The organism is Niveibacterium sp. 24ML (genome assembly GCF_026586805.1).
Taxonomy (GTDB): domain Bacteria; phylum Pseudomonadota; class Gammaproteobacteria; order Burkholderiales; family Rhodocyclaceae; genus Niveibacterium.
The window spans coordinates 43,090-62,712 of sequence record NZ_JAPFHA010000027.1 but is presented as its reverse complement, the minus strand read 5'-3'; the positions used below and the strand labels follow the sequence as shown (position 1 = coordinate 62,712).

Annotated in this window: 25 protein-coding genes; 16 read left to right on the top strand and 9 right to left on the bottom strand. The window is 64.1% G+C overall.

Annotated elements, in window-relative coordinates; genetic code table 11:
- The 9 genes from OPU71_RS18740 to OPU71_RS18700 form a co-directional block, all read left to right on the top strand.
- The coding region (locus OPU71_RS18740; RefSeq protein WP_267729593.1) for a TIGR03752 family integrating conjugative element protein at window positions 1-1,333 on the top strand (1,333 nt) is incomplete at its 5' end.
- 17 nt (window positions 1,334-1,350) lie between these two features.
- Window positions 1,351-1,701: a hypothetical protein gene (locus OPU71_RS18735; protein WP_267729592.1), complete on the top strand. Its 351-nt coding sequence runs from the start codon at window positions 1,351-1,353 to the stop codon at window positions 1,699-1,701.
- A 44-nt stretch (window positions 1,702-1,745) separates the two neighbouring features.
- Window positions 1,746-2,243 carry a TIGR03751 family conjugal transfer lipoprotein gene (locus tag OPU71_RS18730; RefSeq protein ID WP_267729591.1) on the top strand — a complete coding sequence of 166 codons (498 nt, stop codon included), beginning with the start codon at window positions 1,746-1,748 and terminating at the stop codon, window positions 2,241-2,243.
- Window positions 2,244-2,245: 2 nt separating this feature from the next.
- The gene (locus OPU71_RS18725; protein WP_267729590.1) at window positions 2,246-5,083 is read left to right on the top strand and encodes a conjugative transfer ATPase; all 2,838 of its coding nucleotides are present in this window, start codon (window positions 2,246-2,248) and stop codon (window positions 5,081-5,083) included.
- The gene (locus tag OPU71_RS18720; protein WP_267729589.1) at window positions 5,080-5,514 is read left to right on the top strand and encodes a TIGR03757 family integrating conjugative element protein; all 435 of its coding nucleotides are present in this window, start codon (window positions 5,080-5,082) and stop codon (window positions 5,512-5,514) included. The genes OPU71_RS18725 and OPU71_RS18720 overlap by 4 nt, the downstream gene beginning before the upstream one ends.
- Entirely contained in the window at window positions 5,511-6,518 is a 1,008-nt protein-coding gene (locus tag OPU71_RS18715) for a TIGR03756 family integrating conjugative element protein (RefSeq protein ID WP_267729588.1), read from the top strand. The genes OPU71_RS18720 and OPU71_RS18715 overlap by 4 nt, the downstream gene beginning before the upstream one ends.
- Window positions 6,519-6,536: 18 nt before the next feature.
- Window positions 6,537-7,907, top strand: a complete 1,371-nt coding sequence (locus OPU71_RS18710; RefSeq protein WP_267729587.1) for an integrating conjugative element protein — start codon at window positions 6,537-6,539, stop codon at window positions 7,905-7,907.
- A 26-nt stretch (window positions 7,908-7,933) separates the two neighbouring features.
- Entirely contained in the window at window positions 7,934-8,305 is a 372-nt protein-coding gene (locus OPU71_RS18705) for a hypothetical protein (RefSeq protein ID WP_267729586.1), read from the top strand.
- 14 nt (window positions 8,306-8,319) lie between these two features.
- Complete coding sequence (locus OPU71_RS18700; RefSeq protein ID WP_267729585.1) at window positions 8,320-9,888, top strand: conjugal transfer protein TraG N-terminal domain-containing protein; 1,569 nt, start codon at window positions 8,320-8,322, stop codon at window positions 9,886-9,888.
- A 35-nt stretch (window positions 9,889-9,923) separates the two neighbouring features.
- Here OPU71_RS18700 and OPU71_RS18695 read toward each other — a convergent pair whose 3' ends face one another.
- On the bottom strand, window positions 9,924-10,151 hold the full coding sequence (locus OPU71_RS18695; RefSeq protein WP_267729584.1) for a hypothetical protein: 228 nt from the start codon (window positions 10,149-10,151) through the stop codon (window positions 9,924-9,926).
- A 338-nt stretch (window positions 10,152-10,489) separates the two neighbouring features.
- Between OPU71_RS18695 and OPU71_RS18690 the strand changes: the two genes are divergently transcribed.
- From OPU71_RS18690 to OPU71_RS18660, 7 genes are all read left to right on the top strand, one after another.
- On the top strand, window positions 10,490-11,188 hold the full coding sequence (locus OPU71_RS18690) for a DsbC family protein (RefSeq protein WP_267729583.1): 699 nt from the start codon (window positions 10,490-10,492) through the stop codon (window positions 11,186-11,188).
- Window positions 11,189-11,202: 14 nt separating this feature from the next.
- Entirely contained in the window at window positions 11,203-11,715 is a 513-nt protein-coding gene (locus OPU71_RS18685) for a hypothetical protein (RefSeq protein WP_267729582.1), read from the top strand.
- Window positions 11,716-11,725: 10 nt separating this feature from the next.
- Window positions 11,726-12,625, top strand: coding sequence for a DUF3262 family protein (locus OPU71_RS18680; RefSeq protein ID WP_267729581.1), 900 nt, complete (start codon window positions 11,726-11,728; stop codon window positions 12,623-12,625).
- Between the two features lie 29 nt (window positions 12,626-12,654).
- Complete coding sequence (locus tag OPU71_RS18675; protein WP_267729580.1) at window positions 12,655-13,242, top strand: hypothetical protein; 588 nt, start codon at window positions 12,655-12,657, stop codon at window positions 13,240-13,242.
- 319 nt (window positions 13,243-13,561) lie between these two features.
- Entirely contained in the window at window positions 13,562-14,362 is an 801-nt protein-coding gene (locus OPU71_RS18670) for a SprT-like domain-containing protein (RefSeq protein ID WP_267729579.1), read from the top strand.
- Between the two features lie 107 nt (window positions 14,363-14,469).
- The gene (locus OPU71_RS18665; RefSeq protein WP_267729578.1) at window positions 14,470-14,946 is read left to right on the top strand and encodes a hypothetical protein; all 477 of its coding nucleotides are present in this window, start codon (window positions 14,470-14,472) and stop codon (window positions 14,944-14,946) included.
- Window positions 14,943-15,233 (top strand): type II toxin-antitoxin system RelE/ParE family toxin, encoded by a 291-nt coding sequence (locus tag OPU71_RS18660; protein ID WP_267729577.1) that lies wholly within the window; start codon window positions 14,943-14,945, stop codon window positions 15,231-15,233. The genes OPU71_RS18665 and OPU71_RS18660 overlap by 4 nt, the downstream gene beginning before the upstream one ends.
- 58 nt (window positions 15,234-15,291) lie before the next feature.
- Here the strand turns inward: OPU71_RS18660 and OPU71_RS18655 are convergent, their stop codons facing one another.
- The 8 genes from OPU71_RS18655 to OPU71_RS18620 all read right to left on the bottom strand — a co-directional run bounded on the left by OPU71_RS18655 (window position 15,292) and on the right by OPU71_RS18620 (window position 19,409).
- Window positions 15,292-16,185, bottom strand: coding sequence for a hypothetical protein (locus OPU71_RS18655; protein WP_267729576.1), 894 nt, complete (start codon window positions 16,183-16,185; stop codon window positions 15,292-15,294).
- 140 nt (window positions 16,186-16,325) lie between these two features.
- On the bottom strand, window positions 16,326-16,949 hold the full coding sequence (locus OPU71_RS18650; RefSeq protein ID WP_267729575.1) for a hypothetical protein: 624 nt from the start codon (window positions 16,947-16,949) through the stop codon (window positions 16,326-16,328).
- 1 nt (window position 16,950) lies between these two features.
- Window positions 16,951-17,292 (bottom strand): hypothetical protein, encoded by a 342-nt coding sequence (locus OPU71_RS18645; RefSeq protein WP_267729574.1) that lies wholly within the window; start codon window positions 17,290-17,292, stop codon window positions 16,951-16,953.
- Window positions 17,293-17,309: 17 nt separating this feature from the next.
- On the bottom strand, window positions 17,310-17,831 hold the full coding sequence (locus OPU71_RS18640; RefSeq protein WP_267729573.1) for a thermonuclease family protein: 522 nt from the start codon (window positions 17,829-17,831) through the stop codon (window positions 17,310-17,312).
- A gap of 1 nt (window position 17,832) precedes the next feature.
- The gene (locus OPU71_RS18635) at window positions 17,833-18,060 is read right to left on the bottom strand and encodes a hypothetical protein (protein WP_267729572.1); all 228 of its coding nucleotides are present in this window, start codon (window positions 18,058-18,060) and stop codon (window positions 17,833-17,835) included.
- Window positions 18,061-18,062: 2 nt separating this feature from the next.
- Entirely contained in the window at window positions 18,063-18,617 is a 555-nt protein-coding gene (locus tag OPU71_RS18630) for a recombinase family protein (protein WP_267729571.1), read from the bottom strand.
- A gap of 2 nt (window positions 18,618-18,619) precedes the next feature.
- Window positions 18,620-19,183 (bottom strand): hypothetical protein, encoded by a 564-nt coding sequence (locus tag OPU71_RS18625; RefSeq protein ID WP_267729570.1) that lies wholly within the window; start codon window positions 19,181-19,183, stop codon window positions 18,620-18,622.
- Window positions 19,176-19,409: a hypothetical protein gene (locus OPU71_RS18620; protein WP_267729569.1), complete on the bottom strand. Its 234-nt coding sequence runs from the start codon at window positions 19,407-19,409 to the stop codon at window positions 19,176-19,178. Before OPU71_RS18620 ends, OPU71_RS18625 begins: the two co-directional genes overlap by 8 nt.
- Window positions 19,410-19,623: the final 214 nt, after the last annotated feature.

The window sequence follows — 19,623 nt, the reverse complement described above, 5'->3', positions numbered from 1 at the left end:
GCCGCAGGACACGTTGCGCACGCTCACCTCCGAGCTCAAGCAAGTGCACATCTCGCTCGCGCAGGTCTCCAAAGAGAACACCGAGCTGCGCGAGCGCAATGAGCGGCTGCTGCGCGATCGCAATCAGACCGTCGATGAAGTGGCGCGCAAGGTGGGCGAGCAGATCAGTACCGAGAGCGGCCCGATGGGCGGGGTGCTCACGCGCCTGACGCAAATGGAGACGCGCCTCGCGGGCTATGACGTGGCCGGGGGCGGCGTGCGCGCAGGCGGCAACGCTGCCGGCGCTAACGGCATTCCGGGCGGATTCGGTTACGAGGGCGGCGGCGCCCCCGCCGGCGGGGCGAACGCCTGGGCGCATCCGGCCGCCACCACCTGGGTCGAACCGATGGGGCGCACCGTGGCGCCCGCACCGGGCAGCGGCAACAACGCTGCGCCTACGCAAGTGGCCTACACCGACCCGCTCGATGCGCTGCCCCCGACTGGCGCGGGCGTCAGCAGCGGCGCCTACGCAGGTAGCGCGACGGCGCCCGGCGCGGCCCAGCGCTCCAGCACGGCCGCGCCCGTCGCGGAAACCGAGCCCTGGTTCACGGTGCCAGAGAACGCCACGCTGATCGGATCCACCACGATGACAGCATTGATCGGCCGCGTGCCGGTCAATGGCAAGGTCACCGACCCGGTGCCGTTCAAGGCGCTGATCGGTCGCCCGAACCTCGCGGCCAACGGCCTCGATGTGCCCGACGAAGTGGTGGGCATGGTGGTCTCGGGCAAGGCCATTGGCGACTGGACGCTCTCCTGCGTCTACGGCAACGTCGAATCGGTCACCTTCCTCTTTGCTGACGGCACCATCCGCACCGTCTCGAACCGGCGCTCGAACAGTGCTGGCAGCAGCACGGGTGTCTCGGAAGATCGCATCGCCTGGCTCTCCGACGATCGCGGCGTGCCCTGCATCGGCGGCTCGAAGATCACTAATGCGCCCGCCTGGATCACCACCCAAGTCGGCATCCAGACCCTTGGGATTGCCGCAGAAGCGGCTGCAGCGGCCCAGACCACCACGAGCACCAGCTCCCTCACGGGGGGCGCCACGAGCTCGGTGACCGGCGATCAGGGCAAGTACATCCTGGGCAAGTCGGCCTCAGGCGCGGCCAATGAGCTCAGTAACTGGATCACCGCTCGGATGGCCAATTCCTTTGACGCGATCTTTGTGCAGGCCGGTGTGCGCGTGGCCCTGCACATGGATCGCGCGATCGAGCTCGACAAGCTGCCTGACGCTCGCAAGCTCGACTACCGCCGCGCCCGCGCCGCGCAATCGCGCGTCACGGCGCGGCTTGACTGATCAGCCGGAGCGCGACCATGCAAACCGCTCACACCCATCACCACCCCGTCCCGACCGCCCAGCCGATCACCCTGAGCCCGTTCGATGCGACCCAATGGCGCAGCGCGTGCGAGCGCTGGGCGCTCTACGCCGGTGCGCGCTGCGCCTGCTCGGACGGGCTCTATGTGGAACTGCTCAGCAGTGCGATCGATACCGGCCTCGCCCAGCTCGAAGCGCGCCACCGCGAGGCCGCACTCGCGATCGCCCGTGAGTTCGGCTACGAGACGCGCGCATCGCGCGAGGCTGAGCAGGACTGGAACGCCGAGCACGGCTACTGCAGCCACGGCATCCCCTTGGGCTGTTGTCCGGCGGGCTGCGGCTCCGCCTGATCGGCCGATCGCTGCAGCGCCTACCCCGATTCGAGGAGAGATTCATGCACCCCCTGTACGTCCTAGCAAAACGCTTCACGGTCCTGCCGCTCGCCTTGGCCATGGTTGCCTGCGCGACCACCAGCGAGGAAGTGATTCCGAAGACCGGCCCGACGATGCTGGAGATCTACCGCGCGCACCAGTTGGGCACCACGCTGCCCTCGCCGGGCCCGGCCCCGGCAAGCGGCGGCGCGGCCGGTAGCGCGGCCCCTGCTGCGACGGACGCTGCGCAGCCCAAGCGCAGTGCCGCCCCGGCCGCCCCGCTCTACCTTGACGCGGCGGTGGGCGCGAGCACGGCGGGCTACGCCCGCGAAGAATCCGCGGTGCTCACGCAGCGCTTTGCGCGCCTGCCCAATCCCGATCTGGTGATGTACGTCCCGCCGCACCTGGGCGCCTCGGGGGCGCCGGTGCCCGGCTATGTGACGGTGTTCCCGATGTATGAACGCGTTGAGTACGCGATGCCGGGCGAAGTGCCGCCCAGCCGTGCGCGCTTGGGGGAGTGAGGATGCTCGCGACCCTCAAGCGCGTGCTCGCCAGCGCCTCGTCCGCGCCCGAGAAAACCGCCCCGGCCCTCGATGGCGAGGACGAAGCACAGCATCCCTATCAGCACCAGCCGGTCTCGCGCGTGCAGCGGCACACGATGGGACAGCGGCCGGTCTCACTGATCGACCATCTGCCCTGGATGGACTACCTGCCCGAGAAAAAGGTCTTCGTGCTCGAAGACGGGGTTTCGCTTGCCGCGCTTTACGAGCTCATCCCGACTGCGACAGAGGGGCGTTCAAAGGAGTTTCTCAAGCGCCAGGCCGATGCCCTGCAGACGGTGCTCAACGGCGCCTTCCCGGAAGTGGAGAAAGGCGACTGGGTGATGCAGATCTTCGTGCAGGACGATCCGGGCATTGATGCAGCGGTCGCCCACCTGGAGGCCTACATCGACCCGGAGATTCGGGCGACGGCCTTCACGCAGGATTACCTTGCGCGCATGCGCAAGCACTTGCAGATCGTGGCGCGGCGCGAAGGGCTCTTCACCGACAACGAAGTGTCGGGCAACCGCTTCTGCGCGAAGCTGCGGCGCACGCGGGTGTGTATCTACCGGCGCTACCCGTCCGGGTACGACTTCAACGAAGACGGCGGGCTCACGGCGGCCGAACAACTGGACAACATCACCGACCGTTTCGAGGGCGCGCTCGCCCAAGCGGGCGTGCGCACGATCCGCCAGGATCGCAAGCACCTCTACGAATGGCTCGTGCCCTGGTTCAATCCCGCCCCTGCCCTGCCTGAAGGCACGGATCTGCTGCAGGTGATGCCCTATCCGGGCGAAGGGCCGGATGCGCCGTTCGGTTATGACTTCTGCGAGCAGCTCTTCATGTCGATGCCCCGCTCGGATGCCGAGCGGGGCCTGTGGTGGTTCGACGGCATGCCGCACCAGGTGCTCACGCTGCAGGCATTGCGCCAGCCCCCGGTCAGCGGGCACCTGACTGCCGAGCGCAGTTTCAAGGATGGGCGCTTGTATGCGCTCTTCGACAAGCTCCCGGAGGGGGCAATCCTCTCGATCTCGATCAGCTTTCGCGCGCAGGACAAGGTGCGCGATCACATCGACAAGATCAAACGCGCCTCGGTGGGTGACTCGGCCGATGCGCAGCTCGCCAAGGAACAGGCGATCAAGGTCTCGCGGCGCATTGCGCGCGGCGACAAGGTGCTGCCAACCGTGATCAACCTCTACCTGCGCGGCAGCTCCGAAGAGGATCTGCGGCGCCGGGTGAACTCGGCCAATGCGGTGCTCTTGCCGGCGGATCTGAAGTTCATCGATCGCCAGGCCGACCTCTTGGCGGTCGACTCCTGGATCCGGGGCTTGCCGATGGCTTTTGACCCGGTGCTCGATCAGAAGGAATCGCTGCGCAGCCGATTTCTCTTCTCGTCTCACCTGGCGGCCCTGCTGCCACTCTACGGCCGCGCACGCGGCACCGGGCGCCCGGCCTGGTGGTTCTTCAATCGCGGCGGCGAGCCGGTGATGATGGATCCGCTGCACCGGGCCGATCGCAAGAAGAACGCTCACCTGCTGCTGCTCGGCCCAACCGGCGCGGGCAAGTCGGCGACCTGCAACTCGCTGACGATCTCGACCCTCGCAGTGCACCGGCCGCGCTTCATCATCGCCGACGCCGGCAACTCCTTTGGCCTGCTGGGGCAGCACTGCGCAAGCCTGGGGCTCACCGTCAATCACGTGGTGCTCAACCCCGACTCGGACGTGTCGCTGCCGCCCTTTGCCGACGCCTACAAGCTCCTGGATGCGGTGCGCCCTGAGCTCACCGAACTGCCCTTTGACGAACTGGACGAGTCGCCCGCCCCGCTCTCGGACGACGAGCCTGAAGCGGCCGAAGAGACCGACGCCTCCGTGCTCGATGAGAAACGCGACATCCTGGGCGAGATGGAGATTGCCGCGCGAATCATGATCACCGGGGGCGATCCGCGCGAAGCGGCCAAGCTCACGCGGGCAGATCAAGGGCTGATTCGCCGCGCGATCAAGGCGGCCGCACGCAAGGCGCGCGATGTCGGCAAGCCGATGATGCTCACCGAAGATGTGGTCGAAGCGCTTGCCGACATTGCGCGCGACCCCGAGCTCCCGGAAGTGCGTCGGGGCCGCGTCTCGGAAATGAGCGATGCGATGCGCCTCTTCTGCGACGGCATCGCCGGGCGGTTCTTCAACCGCGCTGGCCAAGGCTGGCCGGATGCGGATGTGACGATTGTGGACTTCGGCATCCTCGCCCGCGAGGGCTACGAGGATCAGCTCACGATCGCCTACATCTCGCTGATCAACTACGCGAACGCGCTGGCCGAAGCGCGCCAGTACGAGAAGCGCGCGACGGTGGTCCTCACCGACGAGGCGCACATCGTGACCACTAACCCGATGCTCTCGCCCTACATCGTGAAGATCTCGAAGATGTGGCGAAAGCTCGGTGTGTGGCTGTGGCTCGCGACCCAGAACATGCAGGACTTCCCCGACACCGCCAAGCGCATGCTCAACATGATGGAGTGGTGGATGCTCCTGGTGATGCCCAACGAGGAAGTTGAGCAACTCAGCCGCTTTCGCACGATCAGCAAGGAAACGCGCGATCTGCTCTTGTCGGCCAAGAAGCAGATGGGGGCATTTACCGAAGGCGTGGTCTTGAGCGATCAGGTCGAATGCCTGGTGCGCAACGTGCCGCCCTCGCTGGCCCTGGCGCTGGCCCAGACCGAAAAGGACGAGAAGGCCGATCGGGCGAAGATCATGCGCGAGCGTAGCTGCACCGAGCTCGAAGCGGTCTACGAGATTGCCGACCGCCTCGACAAGTCGCGGGTGATCCTGTGAGCGCGCATCAAGTGGTGCTCACTCTCGCGCTCTGTCTCGGCGCCGCTGCTGCGCACGCGGCTGAGCCCCAGCGCATTGAGGTGTTCACGCTATCGAGCATCCCGGTGCATGCGCCGGCGCTCGCGCAGGTCTACCAGCTCGACCGACTCGCCCAGATTGAGGCAACGCTCTCCGATGGCTTGCCGGGCGACCCGGAGCGCGCCGCGGCGATCGCCGAGCAGCGCATCCGCGCTGGGGGGGTGCAGTTGCAGAACGCTGTCCTTGCGGCGGGCGTGGGCGTCGGGCTTGCCCTGCAGTACGGCATCGACCGCGTGCCCGCAACGGTGATCGACCAGCGCTACGTCGACTTCGGCGAGACGCGCACAGCCGTTTCGATCGAGCGTTGGCGCCGGCGCATCGCGCAGGATGGACAAGAGAGGACACGGCCATGAGCGCACTGACGCGAGCACTGGCGCTCTTGTCCCTGAGTGGCGCGCTGGCGCTGCTCAGCCCCCACGCGCAGGGGCAAACGACCACCACCGAGCTGATGAGCGCGAGCATCTCGGGCATGAGTAGCTGCACCAAGTGGACCCCGGTGGGCGCCTGCTTCTGGATCAAGTGCGCGCTTTTCAAGTGCAGCGTCAAGACCAGCGTCAAGGTGCGCCACTACGCCCCGGACCTGGCTGTCTCGACCTTCCACAACGTCAAGGATCACCCCTGGAAGGACTACGGCCGCACGGTCGAGGAAGGTGCCATGTCGGTCGCCGAGAAGCTCGTAGGCTCGCTCGATACCGCCGGCACGCGCTCGCGCGAGACGCGTGTCGACAAGAACACGCGCTTTCGCGATGCCGATGCGATCGGGCACCCCTCGGCGGCCAGTAATGGGTGGCTGTCCTCCCTGCCGATCCTCTGCCCTCAGCCTGCGGTGCAGGCCTTCCGGCCCTACATGCTCACGCCGCTCGATGGGCTGGCCTGGCGCAATTTCGTAGGCCTGGAAGCGCTCAACTTCGCGTCCTGGATACCCGGCTTGCGCGAGGTGGGCAACTGGCCCACCAACACCTGGGGAAATCTCTACCCGCGCACGGGCTGGCTGGTTCAGCAGCATGACGTGAAGAACTCCGCGCTGCTCGCGCAGCGCGTCGGGGACATCGTGACGCGCTCAGGCCAAGCGCACGTCTATACGGCAGTGGGCAAGAACAGCACTACGACGAGCAACAACAAGCGCGTGTGGTTGCCCCCCGAGCTCGAAGAGCGCAAGGGTTCGACTGGCATGTGGCAGATGCAGTACCCGAAGGTCGGCAGTTGCGTGGTCTTTGGCGACAACGACGCGGTCAACCTCAGCGCCTTCGGGGACAACAAGACTTCGGCCGAGTCCGGTTATGTGTGGGCGCTGTGGCGCCCTTATCGGTGCTGCCAGAAGTCCGGGCAGATCTTCATTGGCTCTTTCGGCGACTGACACAGGGGAAGCGATTCCATGACCGAACACCACACCTTCATGACGGCCCGGCGCACGATCGCTGCCGTGCTCATCGGCAGCACGCTCATCGCCAATACCGCACAGGCTGCGCCGCGTGCGCCGCGCGACAAGAACTCGCTGCTCTACTACAAGATTGGCGGTTCCGAGTCTTCTTCGCGGGCGCCCAATCCGGGCACGCTCTCGATGAAGCTCGGCCTGAGTGGAGCGGCCAAGCTCAACTACTCCTGCGGCAAGTTTGACGCTCAGATCACCATCCAGAACCTGATGAACAACGTCAAACAGTGGGGCACCCAACTGACCAATGCGGTGCAGGCGGGGATCGCAGCACTGCCGATGTATATCGTGCAGCGCGCCCAGCCAGGCCTCTACGAGATGCTGCAGACCTATCTCTACAAGGCCGAGAAGACTTTCGACATCGCCCTCAAGTCCTGCGAGCAGATGGAGCAGTCCATTCGCAACGGGGGCGATCCCTACGAGGACTACATCAACGCGGCCAAGTCTCAGGACTGGAAGATGCAGACCACGCAGACGGCGGACGCGGTTCAGGCGAAGAAGGCGGTTGAGAACAAGGACGGTGAAGATGGCATGGGTTGGGTTGCCGGTGTGAAGGCCGGTGGCAAAGGCCAAGCGGCAGTCAAGCCGGTCCGAGATTCAGTCGCAGCAGGTTTCCAAATCACCATGAACCGACCGGTCGCGACACCTCCAGCGGCCCAAGTGGCTAATCCGCAGAACTATCGTCTGACAAGGGCATTTCCAACTGCGGCCGCAGCTGCTGACTGGGCTCTGGTGGTACTCGGAGACCAGGATATCGCAACCTGCTCCCAAGTTAACTGCCCGGCCAAAGGAGCCATCGCGGGAACGGGGCTCCTGCCCCGGCTTGAGAGCGAGTTCAGTCTCGCCCTCACGCAAATGAGCCAGTTGGCCAACGGAACCGGCGTTCCTGCGCAGGCGGACTTGGCGGCGGCCAACGCGCCGGGCGTCGCCGTCAGCCGCGAGCTCGTGGATGCGCTGCGCGCGATGCCTGTCTCGGATCGTGGCGCCATGGTGACGCGTTTGGCGATGGAGATCGCCCAGAGCCGCGTGCTGGACAAGGCGCTTCTCGTGCGCGACCTCATGATGGCCGGCGTTTCGGGTGTTCCTGAGGTGGCTTCCAGTCATGCGGCACCCACCATCAAGGAGAAGCTCGAAGCCCTGAACAAACTGATCGCCTCGACTTCAGAAGACATCCGCATTCGTCGCGACATCGTGTCGACCACGGCCGGTGCGATCGTTGAGGCCTATCGCGCGCAGCAGACCAGCTCAGCGGCCGTCGCCCCGTCCGCCACCCCCGACGCGCATCCGCTCGTCAATGGCCGTGCAGCCCCCTGATGACGCCACCCAAGCACGAGGACCGTATGTCTGATACCGGAAAGACCGCTCGCGGCTGGAAACGCCTGCTCGTACTGAGCATCGGCCTCGTGCTCGCGCTGCTCGCGGCCTCCGCGCTGCTGGTACTGGTGGCCGCTGCCTTCGGGATGCAGGGGGTCACTGAGCTGGCGCGCTTTGCCCGCCAGGCACGCCCATGGGCTGCGCTGTTCTGGGCCGGCGTGATCTGGCTCACCGCCCGCTTCTACTGGAACGACTTGGTCGATTGGTTGTGTCGGCGCGAGCTCGTGCCGCTCGCATTCCGCGAGCCGCTGGTCGATGCCCGCTGGCGCATCGCGACCTTCTTGTTGGCCCTCGACGCCACCTTGGTGGCGGGACTGCCCTTCACCCTCTTCGAGTAAAGGCTGGTGCCCAAATGCTTGCAGATACCCCTCTTGAGATTTGGACCACCGCGATCGGTTGGACTTGGTACAACATCCTCTGGGACATTGTGACCTCCACCGGCATCGTGTTCATTCCCTTCATTGCGATGCTCGTGACCGCCTGGCGCGATGCGTATGTCGCAGGCGGCGAGCAGGGCGCGGCTGCACGTTGTGTGCGCGAGATGGAGAACAAGGTTTACTTGGCCTTGCTGGTGATCATCTTCGCAGGCCTGCCCTGCCCGCTCACGCCCGTGTCGCCCGCGACCACGCAGTACACCCCGACGGCAACGGTGGCGGACCCCAACCCTCCCACTGCGGACGGCTCCAATAGCGGCGACACCTTTGGCCAGAGTTTCGGCGCCCTGAAGAAGCAGTCGGCCGATGTGCCCTTCTGGTGGTACGCGGTGATGAAGCTCTCCTCTGGCATCAACCAGGCGGCCATGGCGGGGATCGGTAGCGGTTTGACCGGCCTGCGCGAGTTGCAGCAGCAGTCAGGTCTTGTTGCGATTGCGGATCCGGCGCTACGCGCGGAGGCGATCCGCTTCTACAACGAGTGCTATATCCCGGCGCGCACGAAGTTCATGTCCGCTGAGCCCTCGCCGGTTGCAGCGGCCGCCATCAAGACGCACGGCGTGGAAGACACCGAGTGGATCGGCTCGCATGCCTTTCTCGATGACATCACGCTCTACCCCGCGATCTACGCAGCGGCCGAGATTCCGGGCTGGCCGTTCAATGGAGGCGACGCATCGGCTGCGGACGTGGCCGGCGAACCTGATCCGCCCTTGTTTGCCCGGCCATCCTGCCACACCTGGTGGACTGCCTCGAAGATTGGCATTCACGACAAGCTGCTCCGAGACGCCAAGCTCAACGGCGTGGATCTGGTGACGCGTCTGAAGTCGGTCTTTGCCTTCAACGACACCAAGGCTGAGGATGTGGTCGCCCGCTCGGTGCTCACCAACGAGGGGCCAGCGGCCAAGGCCACGCCGATGGGCGTGGGCGATGCAATTGCCGGTGGCACTCGCAACACGGTCAATTGGGTGACCGCCAGCATCGCTTACGCCATCAACTGGTTCGTGATGGGCGTCGTGGTGCCTGGTTTGAAGTTCATCCAGCCCCTCTTGCTCATGGGCATGTACGCGATGATGGGGCTCTACTTGATTCTGGCGCGCTTCGAGCTCGAAGCGCTGATCATCGGCGCCCTGGGCATCTTCAGCGTGAAGTTCTGGACGGTGCTCTGGTTCGGCGTGGATTGGCTGGATGAGCACCTCATTGCAGCGCTCTACCCGAGCTCGGACTACCTCATGGGACGCTTCGTGCTGACCCTCAAGCAGCTCACCACGGTCGCGGATGGGGATCTGGCGAAGCGGGTGATTCTGGATATGGTGATTCTTTCGCTCTACATCTTTCTCCCAGCCCTCTGGACAGGGATGATGACTTGGGCGGGTTTCCGAGTTGGGCAATCCCTGTCGCAGTTGACCAATGAAGGTGCCGGATCTTTACGCCAATCGGGATCTCCGACTGGGCTTCTCAGTTTGAAACGGGGCGGCGGGGGCAAGCGGTGAGCTCACGCAATCACGCCTGCTCCGTTACTGTGATGCTAGTCCTCAAAGAGCCGGCATCGACGTCCATCAAGGGCGATGCCCGGAGTGCCCAGCCCTGGGCGAGCGGCTTCATTCAGCCGTTCAACCTCTTCGGCCTCTTCGGCAACCGCAAGCGCCACTGGGATGGCTATCGAGATCAAACCCACGGCGATCTTCGCAAGTGCGACAACAATCATCCAAAGCAGTTTGCTGGAAAAAACAAGGACTCTCAGAGCGGTATCCATGTGATGCCTCCATCTCACCGGGGCGCCGTCGGGCGCGCCTGGCAGTGCATTGAGCCGACGCTCAGGCTCGGCGATCCGCGACGCGGTTCGGGTCAAGCTCAAGCGGATTCAGGGTGGCGACCGCATCGGGGTCGCGGAGAAGGTCGGCATCGCATTGCTGCGGCCTGGGCGCGCTCTGGATCGCGCGCCTTGCACACTCACACCATAGCAGCCCATGCGGCTGCAATTCAACCTATTGCAACACCTCACCCAACAGAGGCCACCCAATGAACAGTCAATTTGCATCAATCGCACAGGGTGCGACAAAGGCTTGCAGGCGCCTCGGCTCCGCTTGCACAATGCGGATAGCATACGCCGCCCTGCTCGCGGTGCCACCGGCTTTTGCCGCTGACTTCGCCGCGATCAAGGCCGGCGTGATGCGCGCCACCGGCGGCGTCATTGCACCTGATGAGGTGCGTGCAACCGCCGTCGAGTCGCTGTTTGAGGTGCGTGTTGGCACTGAGCTGATGTACGTCGATGAGACGGGGCGGTACGCGATGGTTGAGGGGCACCTGGTGGATCTGGCTTCGCGCAAGGATTTCACGCAGGCACGAATGGACGAGATTCGTGCCGTGCGCTTCTCCTCGCTCCCCCTGGAGCACGCAATCAAGATCGTGCGTGGCAAGGGTTCGCGCGTCGTAGCCCTGTTTGAAGACCCGGAGTGTGTCTATTGCCAGAAGGTTCACAAGTTCCTTGATGCCCAGACCGACGTGACGATCTACGCCTTCCCGATTCCGACCACCTCCTCGCGCCCGGCCGCCGAAGCCGCCTGGTGTGCGCCCGATCGGGCTGCAGCCTGGACGCGCCTGATGACGCGTGGCGAAGCGACCGGCGCTGGCGGCTGCGCGACCAGCATCGATGCGGTCATTGATTGGGCGCGCGCGCGCGGCATCAACGGCACGCCCACCTTGTTCTTCGCGGACGGCTCGCGTGTCGATGGCGCGCCCGATCCGCGTGATCTGTTGGCCAAGCTCAACACTTCGCGCTTGTCGAAGTAATCGGGAGTCAGGACATGAGCGTAAAGACCATTCGCATTCTTGCTTGCGCACTGGCCGCTACGGCGTGCGCGAGCGCCTCGGCCGCGCCCAGCGGCGATCAGGCGGTGGCGGTAGCCCGTGCGCTGTTCGCACGAGAGCGCCTTGCGGCGCCCGATGCGATCGCGATCGCAAGCCAGCTCCCGCTCAAGCTCGTGAGCGGCGCCCTGCGTGACGATGTGTGCGGTGAGCCCGCGAGCTCGCGCGTGCAGCTCCTTGATCTCAATGGCGACCGCGCAGACGAAGTGATCGTTGTTGCCGGCAACGCGTGCATAAGCGGAATGAGCGGCGCCACCCTCTACGTCTTTGCAAAGCAAGGCAATGGCTGGGTTCAGGTGTTGAACGTCGGCGCCGGCGGGTACGAGTTGCTGGAGACGCGGCATCAGGGCTGGCGAGACATTGCGCTCGCCCTGGGGGGGCGGTGCTCGCCAGTCTGGGGCATGGTGGGCAGAGAGTATGACCTGGTGCGCGAAGTCGGCCAGTGCAACTGAGGGGGCGCCAATGACTTCTTTGCGACTTCGACGCGCCCCGACCTGGCTGCTTGCGCTCATCGCCACGGTTGCGATCGCAGCCGGTGCGGCCTACGGCGACTTCCTGCAAGCGCTGGCCAAACGCGAGTCGGGCAATCGGCCAGACATCGTGAACAAGTACGGCTATGCCGGGCTGTTCCAGATGGGCGGTGCCGCCCTCAACGATGCCGGTTACTACAAGGGCGCCGATAACGCCTGGACTGCGAGCTGGACCGGCAAGGACGGCATCACGAGCCTGAAGGACTTTCTCGCCAGTCCCCAAGCGCAGGTGAACGCCATCACGGCCTATCACCAGAAGATCGAGCAGTACATCAAGAGCAACGGGCTCGATGCCTACGAAGGCAAGACGCTCAATGGCGTCACCCTAACCAAGTCGGGAATGATCGCCGGGGCGCACCTGGTCGGCATGGGGAACCTTAAAGACTGGATCAAAAGCGGCGGCACCTTCGTGCCGAAGGACGGCAACAAGGTAGCGATTACCGCGTATGTGCAGCAGTTCGGCGGCTTTCAGGTGAGTGGGTCGCCGCCTGCCTACTGGGGCGTTGGCGCCCCTCCCCCCGCTAACGGTGGCGGGGTGGTCAATCCCCCACAAGGTGGCGGGCAGAATTGGTTGCACAATGGCATGGGACAGGCGCCCGTATTCGCGAGCGCGGATCAGGCCTTCGCATTCGGCTCCGGCCGGAGTATGGGCGAGGTCCGCTATGTCGTGGCGGGCACCTTGATGACACTTTTCGTACTCTGGATGGCCTGGAGCCTGTTGGCCCACTATCGCGGCTGGATGCACCGGGGCATCGGCAGCGCAATGACGCTCAAGCGTAACGCGCTGGGCGCTTGCGCGTTAATGCTGGTGATGATGGCCATCGTTTATTGATTGCACGCGCACTGCAGGGAGACTCGACCATGACCAAGAACTTGTTGCCGATCACGCTCCTCAGTCTGGCGCTATGCAGTTGCGCGAGCCTGGAAGAGCAGAACAAGGCGTTCGCAGACTACGCGAACAAGGTACTGCCGCCGCTCAAACCCTCGCCCCAGGCGTCGCAAGTGGCTCAACAGAGCCAGTCTGGGCAGGCTGAGCTCAAGGAGATTTGCAAGAAGGGCGTCGTCGTTGGTCCGTCTGATGTCGACACTGCATATGTCCGAGCAATGCGAGCCATCGGTTTCGACACCCCAGAGGACAAACAGCGCAAGGGCTTATGGCTGGCGGACAACTATCGCCACACTGTAACGCCAGGGGTCATGTACGACCTCTGGGATTCAACGGACATGACCTATACGGACGGCACTCTACGTGGTGCGACAGTTGGGATTAGGCTCACTAAAGAGGGATCTGGCTCTGCGGCCGAATATCGGTACTGCGCGCTAGAACGAGAAGGACCTGGCTTCTTTGCGTTCATGGACAGCCAATTCCCAAGCATCGTTGGGGCGGTTGCAACCTCGAAGCCGAGTGCTACAAACAAGACCACCTCAACAGCCAAGGCCAAGAAGTAGCGTTAAACGGCGCGCGGAGCTCCCTTTGCGGCGCGTGCATCGGAGGGATGGCACACCGCTTCCGCGCCCGTCTGCAGGGCGGAAGTGCTGTTCGTTCCGCAAGGCCTCATTCTGCTTTCGCGCCGCACCATGTCAATGACATCGCACAAGGTGCGGCGCATTCCGTCACGAACAATGCTCGCGGCATCTCGCCGCCTGTGAAGCGATATGCCGATCGCCTGCTGAGTCAATATGCTTGTTGGCTGCTGATTGTTTTGCGCAATACAATGCGGGCACGGATTGCTTGTATTGCACAGTACACTTTGAGCGGAATGCGCCGATGAAGCCGACCTCGGAAACCTACAGCGAGCTGCAGCTCGCCTACGAGACGTTCAACGCGGAACTGTTTGACGGCAGGCTGCCCGACTGCCTGATCACCCTGCAGAGAGAAAAGGCGACGTGCGGGTACTTCTCGCGGGCGCGCTTTGGCAACCGCGCAGGCGCCGAGTCGGACGAGATCGCCCTGAACCCGGCGTACTTCGGTGTGGTGCCGGTGGTCGAGGTGATGCAGACCCTCGTCCATGAGATGTGTCACGCCTGGCAAGCGCACCACGGCAAGCCGGGGCGCAATCGTTACCACAACGAAGAATGGGCTGCGAAGATGGAGGCCATCGGCCTCATGCCTTCGGACACGGGCCAGCCGGGCGGCAAGCGCACGGGCGACAAGATGGCCGACTACCCGATCGCGGGCGGCCGCTTTCTCCAGGCGTGCGAGCTGCTGCTCACGCGCGACTTCCAGATCTCCTGGTACGACCGCTTCCCATCGCCCGATGCCGTGCGGGTCGGGCAGTCCTGCTACAGCGCGTCGATGTCGCTGCCTGGCGCCCTGGGCGCCCCCTCCCAAGTGAGCCCTACCCCGTCGATACAGTCACTCAACGGCGGTGAGGTGCTGGCCGTGCCGGGGGTGCGAGCGCTCGTCGCGCAGGCCTCGGCCGCAGGCAAGAGCAATCGGGTCAAGTACGTGTGCGAATGCCGTGAGGACACGGATGGAAAGGTGTGCCGGCCGAACGCCGTGTGGGGGCGGCCAGGCTTGAACCTCACGTGCAACGACTGCGGACAGCCCTTTCTCGCCCACGGCTGACACAGCCCCTGGCCAACGGCCTCCCGTGATGTGCGGATGGTAATTGCCACTTAATGAGTAATCGGCTACCGTGCATTGATTCTCGCAACAACGCACCGGACTGCACCATGGCGAACACCACAAACACGATTGATCACGCCACGCTCTCGCACGTGATCGAATCGGGCGCGCTGCGCAGCGCCGAAGTTGTTGGATTCCCTGGGGGCTGGGGGATCGTTGTGAAGTACGGCACCAGCGAGTGCACGCTCTCGGCACGCCGTGGCAGTGTGCGGATGTTTCGCCGCTTCGAGACCGTGGTGGCCTACCTCAAGGGGCTTGGCGTCGTTCGCTACCAGGTGAACGCCGAAGGCTATGACCCTCACTCCCTCACCAGTGCGCGGGCGCGCCCGGATGCCGCTGCGCGCATGCGGGGCGCCTTCGATGCGGCCTCGCATGATCAGTGGTTCCGCGACCAGGTCAATGCCGCGATCGCGGAGGCTAACGATCCGGCAGCGCAGTGGGTCTCGGATGAGGCCGCCCAAGCGCGCTGGCGCTCAAGGCGAGAGGCGTTGGACGAGGCCGTGCGCAGCGGAGATGCCCATTGAGGCTTGTCTGGCTTGCTCGTGCTGTTGATCAGCGCGACTCCCAACTTGATTACATCGCTGCGCAAAGCCCTGCGGCGGCCATCCGCATTGGCGAGCAGGTTGCCCTGCAGGTCGCGCAACTGGCGGCCACTCCTGCGCTCGGGCGGCCCGGACGGATCGAAGGCACGCGAGAGCTGGTCATTGCGCGAACGCCGCTCATCGCGGTCTATCGGATCAACGAGCCCCAGGGGCGGGTGGAAATCCTCGCCATCCTGCATGGCGCGCAGATGTGGCCACCGATTGAATGAAACCGGTGTAAGCCAGTCTGCTGCAAGCCAGATAGATCGCAGCCACGCCGCAGACCCCCTATTGCTTCTCCAGCAGATACGACTTCTCGACTCGGCCGAGTTCAGCCGATCCAACAATGGTGTGTCTCACCCAGACCACCTTGCCCGTTGAAAGTCGCCGCAGGTGGCCTCTGCGCCAATGCGCTCTTGGGGAGTTTCGATCGCCAATCGACGACCCCTCTTGTGTAGCCTCGCCACTCTGTGCTGCCGGAATGCGGAGAACATGGTAGGTGTAGAAGGGCTCGCGGCCGTTCTTCTTGCGCTTCGCACTCAACTTCTCTGGCGGTACGAGCGGTTCTGTCTCGATGTTGTCGCAATTGACTGTCAGACAAAACTCAAAAAGCGGCGTGGCCGCGCTCTGCAAGTCGTGGCTCAGCGATCGATCATCAAATCGTTCGTAGGGTTCAGGGTGGCACGGAAAGTGATGGAACCCGGTAACGGCGAAGTTTCCGTCTGTAATGTCGAGTTCAGTAGGGTTGAAACCCCACACCACTGGCGATGGCTCCCACTCGCCCTGCTCGTCATCGAACCATACTTGAGTGAAATAGATCGTCCGCTCGGGAGCGTCTTGCATCTTGAAAGTGGTATCAGCGCCTTGCATCCAAGCGAGGACTATTCGCTTTGTCGATGGAAGTGAGCCTTCTTCTGGGGGCGTTCTGACTGCAAATTCCAGGCTTACAAGCGGATAGGGCAGTCTCAACATTGGCTCAAACTCTGGCCGGTATGACTTCAGATCCAGAAGCACGCCATCGTCAGGAAGATTGAACTTCTCCGCAGAGCGCATCAGCCGAACCGTCTCGGTCATTTCTTTGGCGGCCTTCGGAAACTGTCGTGCAGCGAATTTTTGCAAGCGCAGAACGCTCTCGATGGCATTGCTTGAGAAGTGGTTTGAATGCGCGAAGGTTGAAGGCATCGAGTGACCTACAAGTGAAGGTTGATGACGTTGTGATGCGCTGCTGAGAGGCCGGTGGCTGGCTGTGCGGCCCAGATACTTTAAGGCATCCCGTGCTCGCCGATCCCGTTGCTCGTCTCGCCTGGGTGCGAGAGGCTGCGCTATGGACCCTGAAGATCAAGCACGCGCTTGTTCGGGGCAAATTCGCCACGCTTCAGACGTTCGCGGACCTCGGCCGAATGGGCTGCGATCACTGTGCGCTGCGCCTCATGCGCCTTAGACGAGCCGCCCACCTGCATCTCGACCACGCGAAGCTTTACCGGCACGCCCTGGCGTTTCGCGATGACATCTGTCAATGCATCGGCAAACGCTTGCGCCAGCTCGCTCGAATCAAGCATCGCGTGCTTCTTCCAGCCAGCGAGCTTGGTGGTCGGGCTCAGGAATACTTCATCCATCGTGGCCGCGGTGAAGTTACTCCCCCCAACGATGCGGGCGCCATCCACACCCACCGCCCAGTACGTCAAGAGCTCGCGCATGCGCTCTTCCCTCTCTAGTTCGCACTGGGCCGAACAGCATCCGCTGTACCGCAGCGCGTAGTGAATGTTGTCGTAGAACGCAACGGGCTGCCCACATCCATTCGCGCAGGTCTTGTGGCGCTCCAGCCATGCGTTGAGCGAGCCGGCCGCCTCGCGGCGCGCTTGGGCCTCGCGCTTTGCACGCTTGGCATAAAAGTCCGACTGGTGAGCCTTGGGCTTGAAGCGACCGTAACGGCCTGCAATCTTCATGTCACCCCCGATCCCCGCAAGTCCCTGGCGCCAGGGGACGGCACCACCAAGCCTGGCGCTCTTCGCGCAGCTTGCCAGCCTCGTCATGCCGGCGCTGGATGCCCTCGATCACGAAGCTCGTCGCGTTCATGCCGGTGAGAACCGGGTCGAGCAGCGGCATCAGTGCGTCGAGCGCCATGGATCCGTAACTCCCGGCGCCAACGCTGCTGCGCTTGAGCGTGGCCACAAGCGAGCGCCCACGCGGTTCGAGCGTGAGCTCGCCCTCGATCGCGGGCTCGGCTTTGACGGCGCTCCGATCGCACTGGACGCCGTGTGCGAAGAGCTGAACGACTGCAACTTGCATGCTGGCATTTTATACAGTCACCTTGGCTCGGTCGATTCACGGCGCTTCGCACGTCGCCACTCCCACGGTGGCACCGGGTCGCGATCGGCCCAAAACCCGCGCTGGTCGCCGGCAGCATCCGCTTCGGCTCGCGCATACGCCGCTCGGTCGCTGGGGGCTTGCTCCTTCGCGTACTCGCGATACCACCAGGCCATGCCGGCATCGAGCACCGCCAGATTGATGTCCTTGCCCGCCCGGAGCACCTTGCCGACTTCACGCTGATAGCGGTCGCGCTTGCTCGTAAGGACTTCGACCTGTTGCCCAAAGACCAGGCCCGAGAGGGTTCGTCGGGCGTTCTGTCCCCACGGCTGACCCAGTTCGGGGGCATCGATCCCCGCCAGGCGGATCTTGTGCTGCACCTGGTCAGCCGAGAGGACCGTAATGGTGTCGCCGTCGTGAACGCCCACGACGCGGCCGACAAGGACGGTTTGCGCACCGGCGCTGCCGGCGACGAGGATCGAAAGGAGCGCCGGCAACGCGGCGCGATAGACCAGGTTCATCCTATGCAACCGCGCGTGGCAGATAGCCGCGATGCCGGCGCACGCGATCGATGGCACGCAGTCGCCGATCGAGCGTGTCCGCGCTCAGGCATTCGATCCGCTCCCCTCCCCGGCGCCCGTGCAGCCCCCCGCCCCACACCCGTCGCAGCGTGAGCTCACCAAACAAGTCCTCCTGAATGTGCACCAAGTAGTAGCGCCCGGACGCTTCGGACTCCCATCGCAGCAGCATGGCTACGCCTCCCTTGCTTCGACGTACTTGAAGACCGTGGCCCGATGCACGCCGAGCTGCGCGGCGATCTGGTCCGCAGTCATGCTCTTGCTCGCCCACATCGCGCGAATCGCTGCGATCTTCTCGGGCGCCAAGGGCTTGCGCCCGCCCTTTCGGCCGCGCGCGCGGGCGGCGGCCAGGCCGGCGCGGGTGCGTTCCCGAATGAGGGCGCGCTCGAACTCGGCGAGCGCGCCAAAGACGTGAAAGACCAGGGTGCCGGCCGCACTAATCGTCTCGATGCGCTCAGTGAGGCTCTCAAAGCCCACGCCACGGTTCTTCAGCTCGGTGACGATGTGCACAAGGTCGGCCAGGTTCCGCCCGAGCCGATCGAGGCGCCAGACCACCAGACTGTCGCCTGCCCGCAGCGCCTTGAGGCACTGCTCCAACTCCGGGCGCTTGGTCGTCTTGCCACTGGCAGCCTCTTCGTAGATCACTTCGCAGCCGGCCGCCTGCAGCGCATCCCGCTGCAGGTCCAGGTGCTGATCGTCGGTCGATACGCGACCGTATCCGATGCGCATGCTCAACGGGTCAGCAAATGTCCGTAGGCGCGCTCGAACCACTCATTGGCGAGCGCGCGCTCGTCGCTGCCATGTGAGCTCAGCCCGTCTTCGCGTGGGCGCACCATGAAGTTCTGCAATTCGCAGAGGTCAGCAATGAAGCCCTGCAGGAAGGCGTCGGGGCTCAGCTCGTGCGTCTGGCAAAAGTCAAGAAACTCGCGCGGCACCTTGAACGAGATCACCTCGGAGTCATCAACGATGACGCTGCAGTCCTTCCCTGGGATGACGCCCGCCTTGATGCTGTAAGTCACATCGTCCTCGCCTTCCAGGCGCCAGCACCATAGGCCATCGGCCGGTTCGTCCTGGGCGGGCACCCGGCGCAGCCGATTGTCGGGATAGGCGTGAAAGCGGAAGTCCGCCCCCTGCTCGTCCAGGTACAGCACGCCCACATCCCCAACCTTCCTCCAGTACGGACCGGCGTCGTAGCGGCGCACGATCTGGCCGCCCTCCACCGTGGTGAAGGTGACTGTCTTGGCGTCGGTATCGATGCCGTCGAAGGACACATCAAAGATCACTTGCTCAGTCATTGCGTACTCCTCGGGGTTCGGGTTGTCGCGCCATCCAGCCAAAGCGCTCCGAGTAACTCACCTGGCCATCGTCCAGTCGGGATAGACCTTCTGCCACGAGGAACAGATCCTCGCCGCTGGTCGTGTTCAGCGCGCGGCACAAGGCGACGTTGCTCAACGCCTTTACGCGGGCCTCATCTTCGGGCGACGCCTCGATGTCACCCGTCTCGCTTCGGATCCTCAGCATGCGGCCCCCGGAGTCGTTTAATGAAAACACTAACATGTTAGGCCGACTTAGTTCAAACGACAAGAAAACCGACTCTTCGACAAAAGAAAAACCGCCCAATCTGAGCGGTTTTCAGGAGTCGGCTGCACGCGCCGGCGTTCAGTCGTTTAATCGACCGTTTGAACGACTAAAGCCATACGGCGCAGCCAGGGGCTGTAAGCGACGTGGCTCTCCC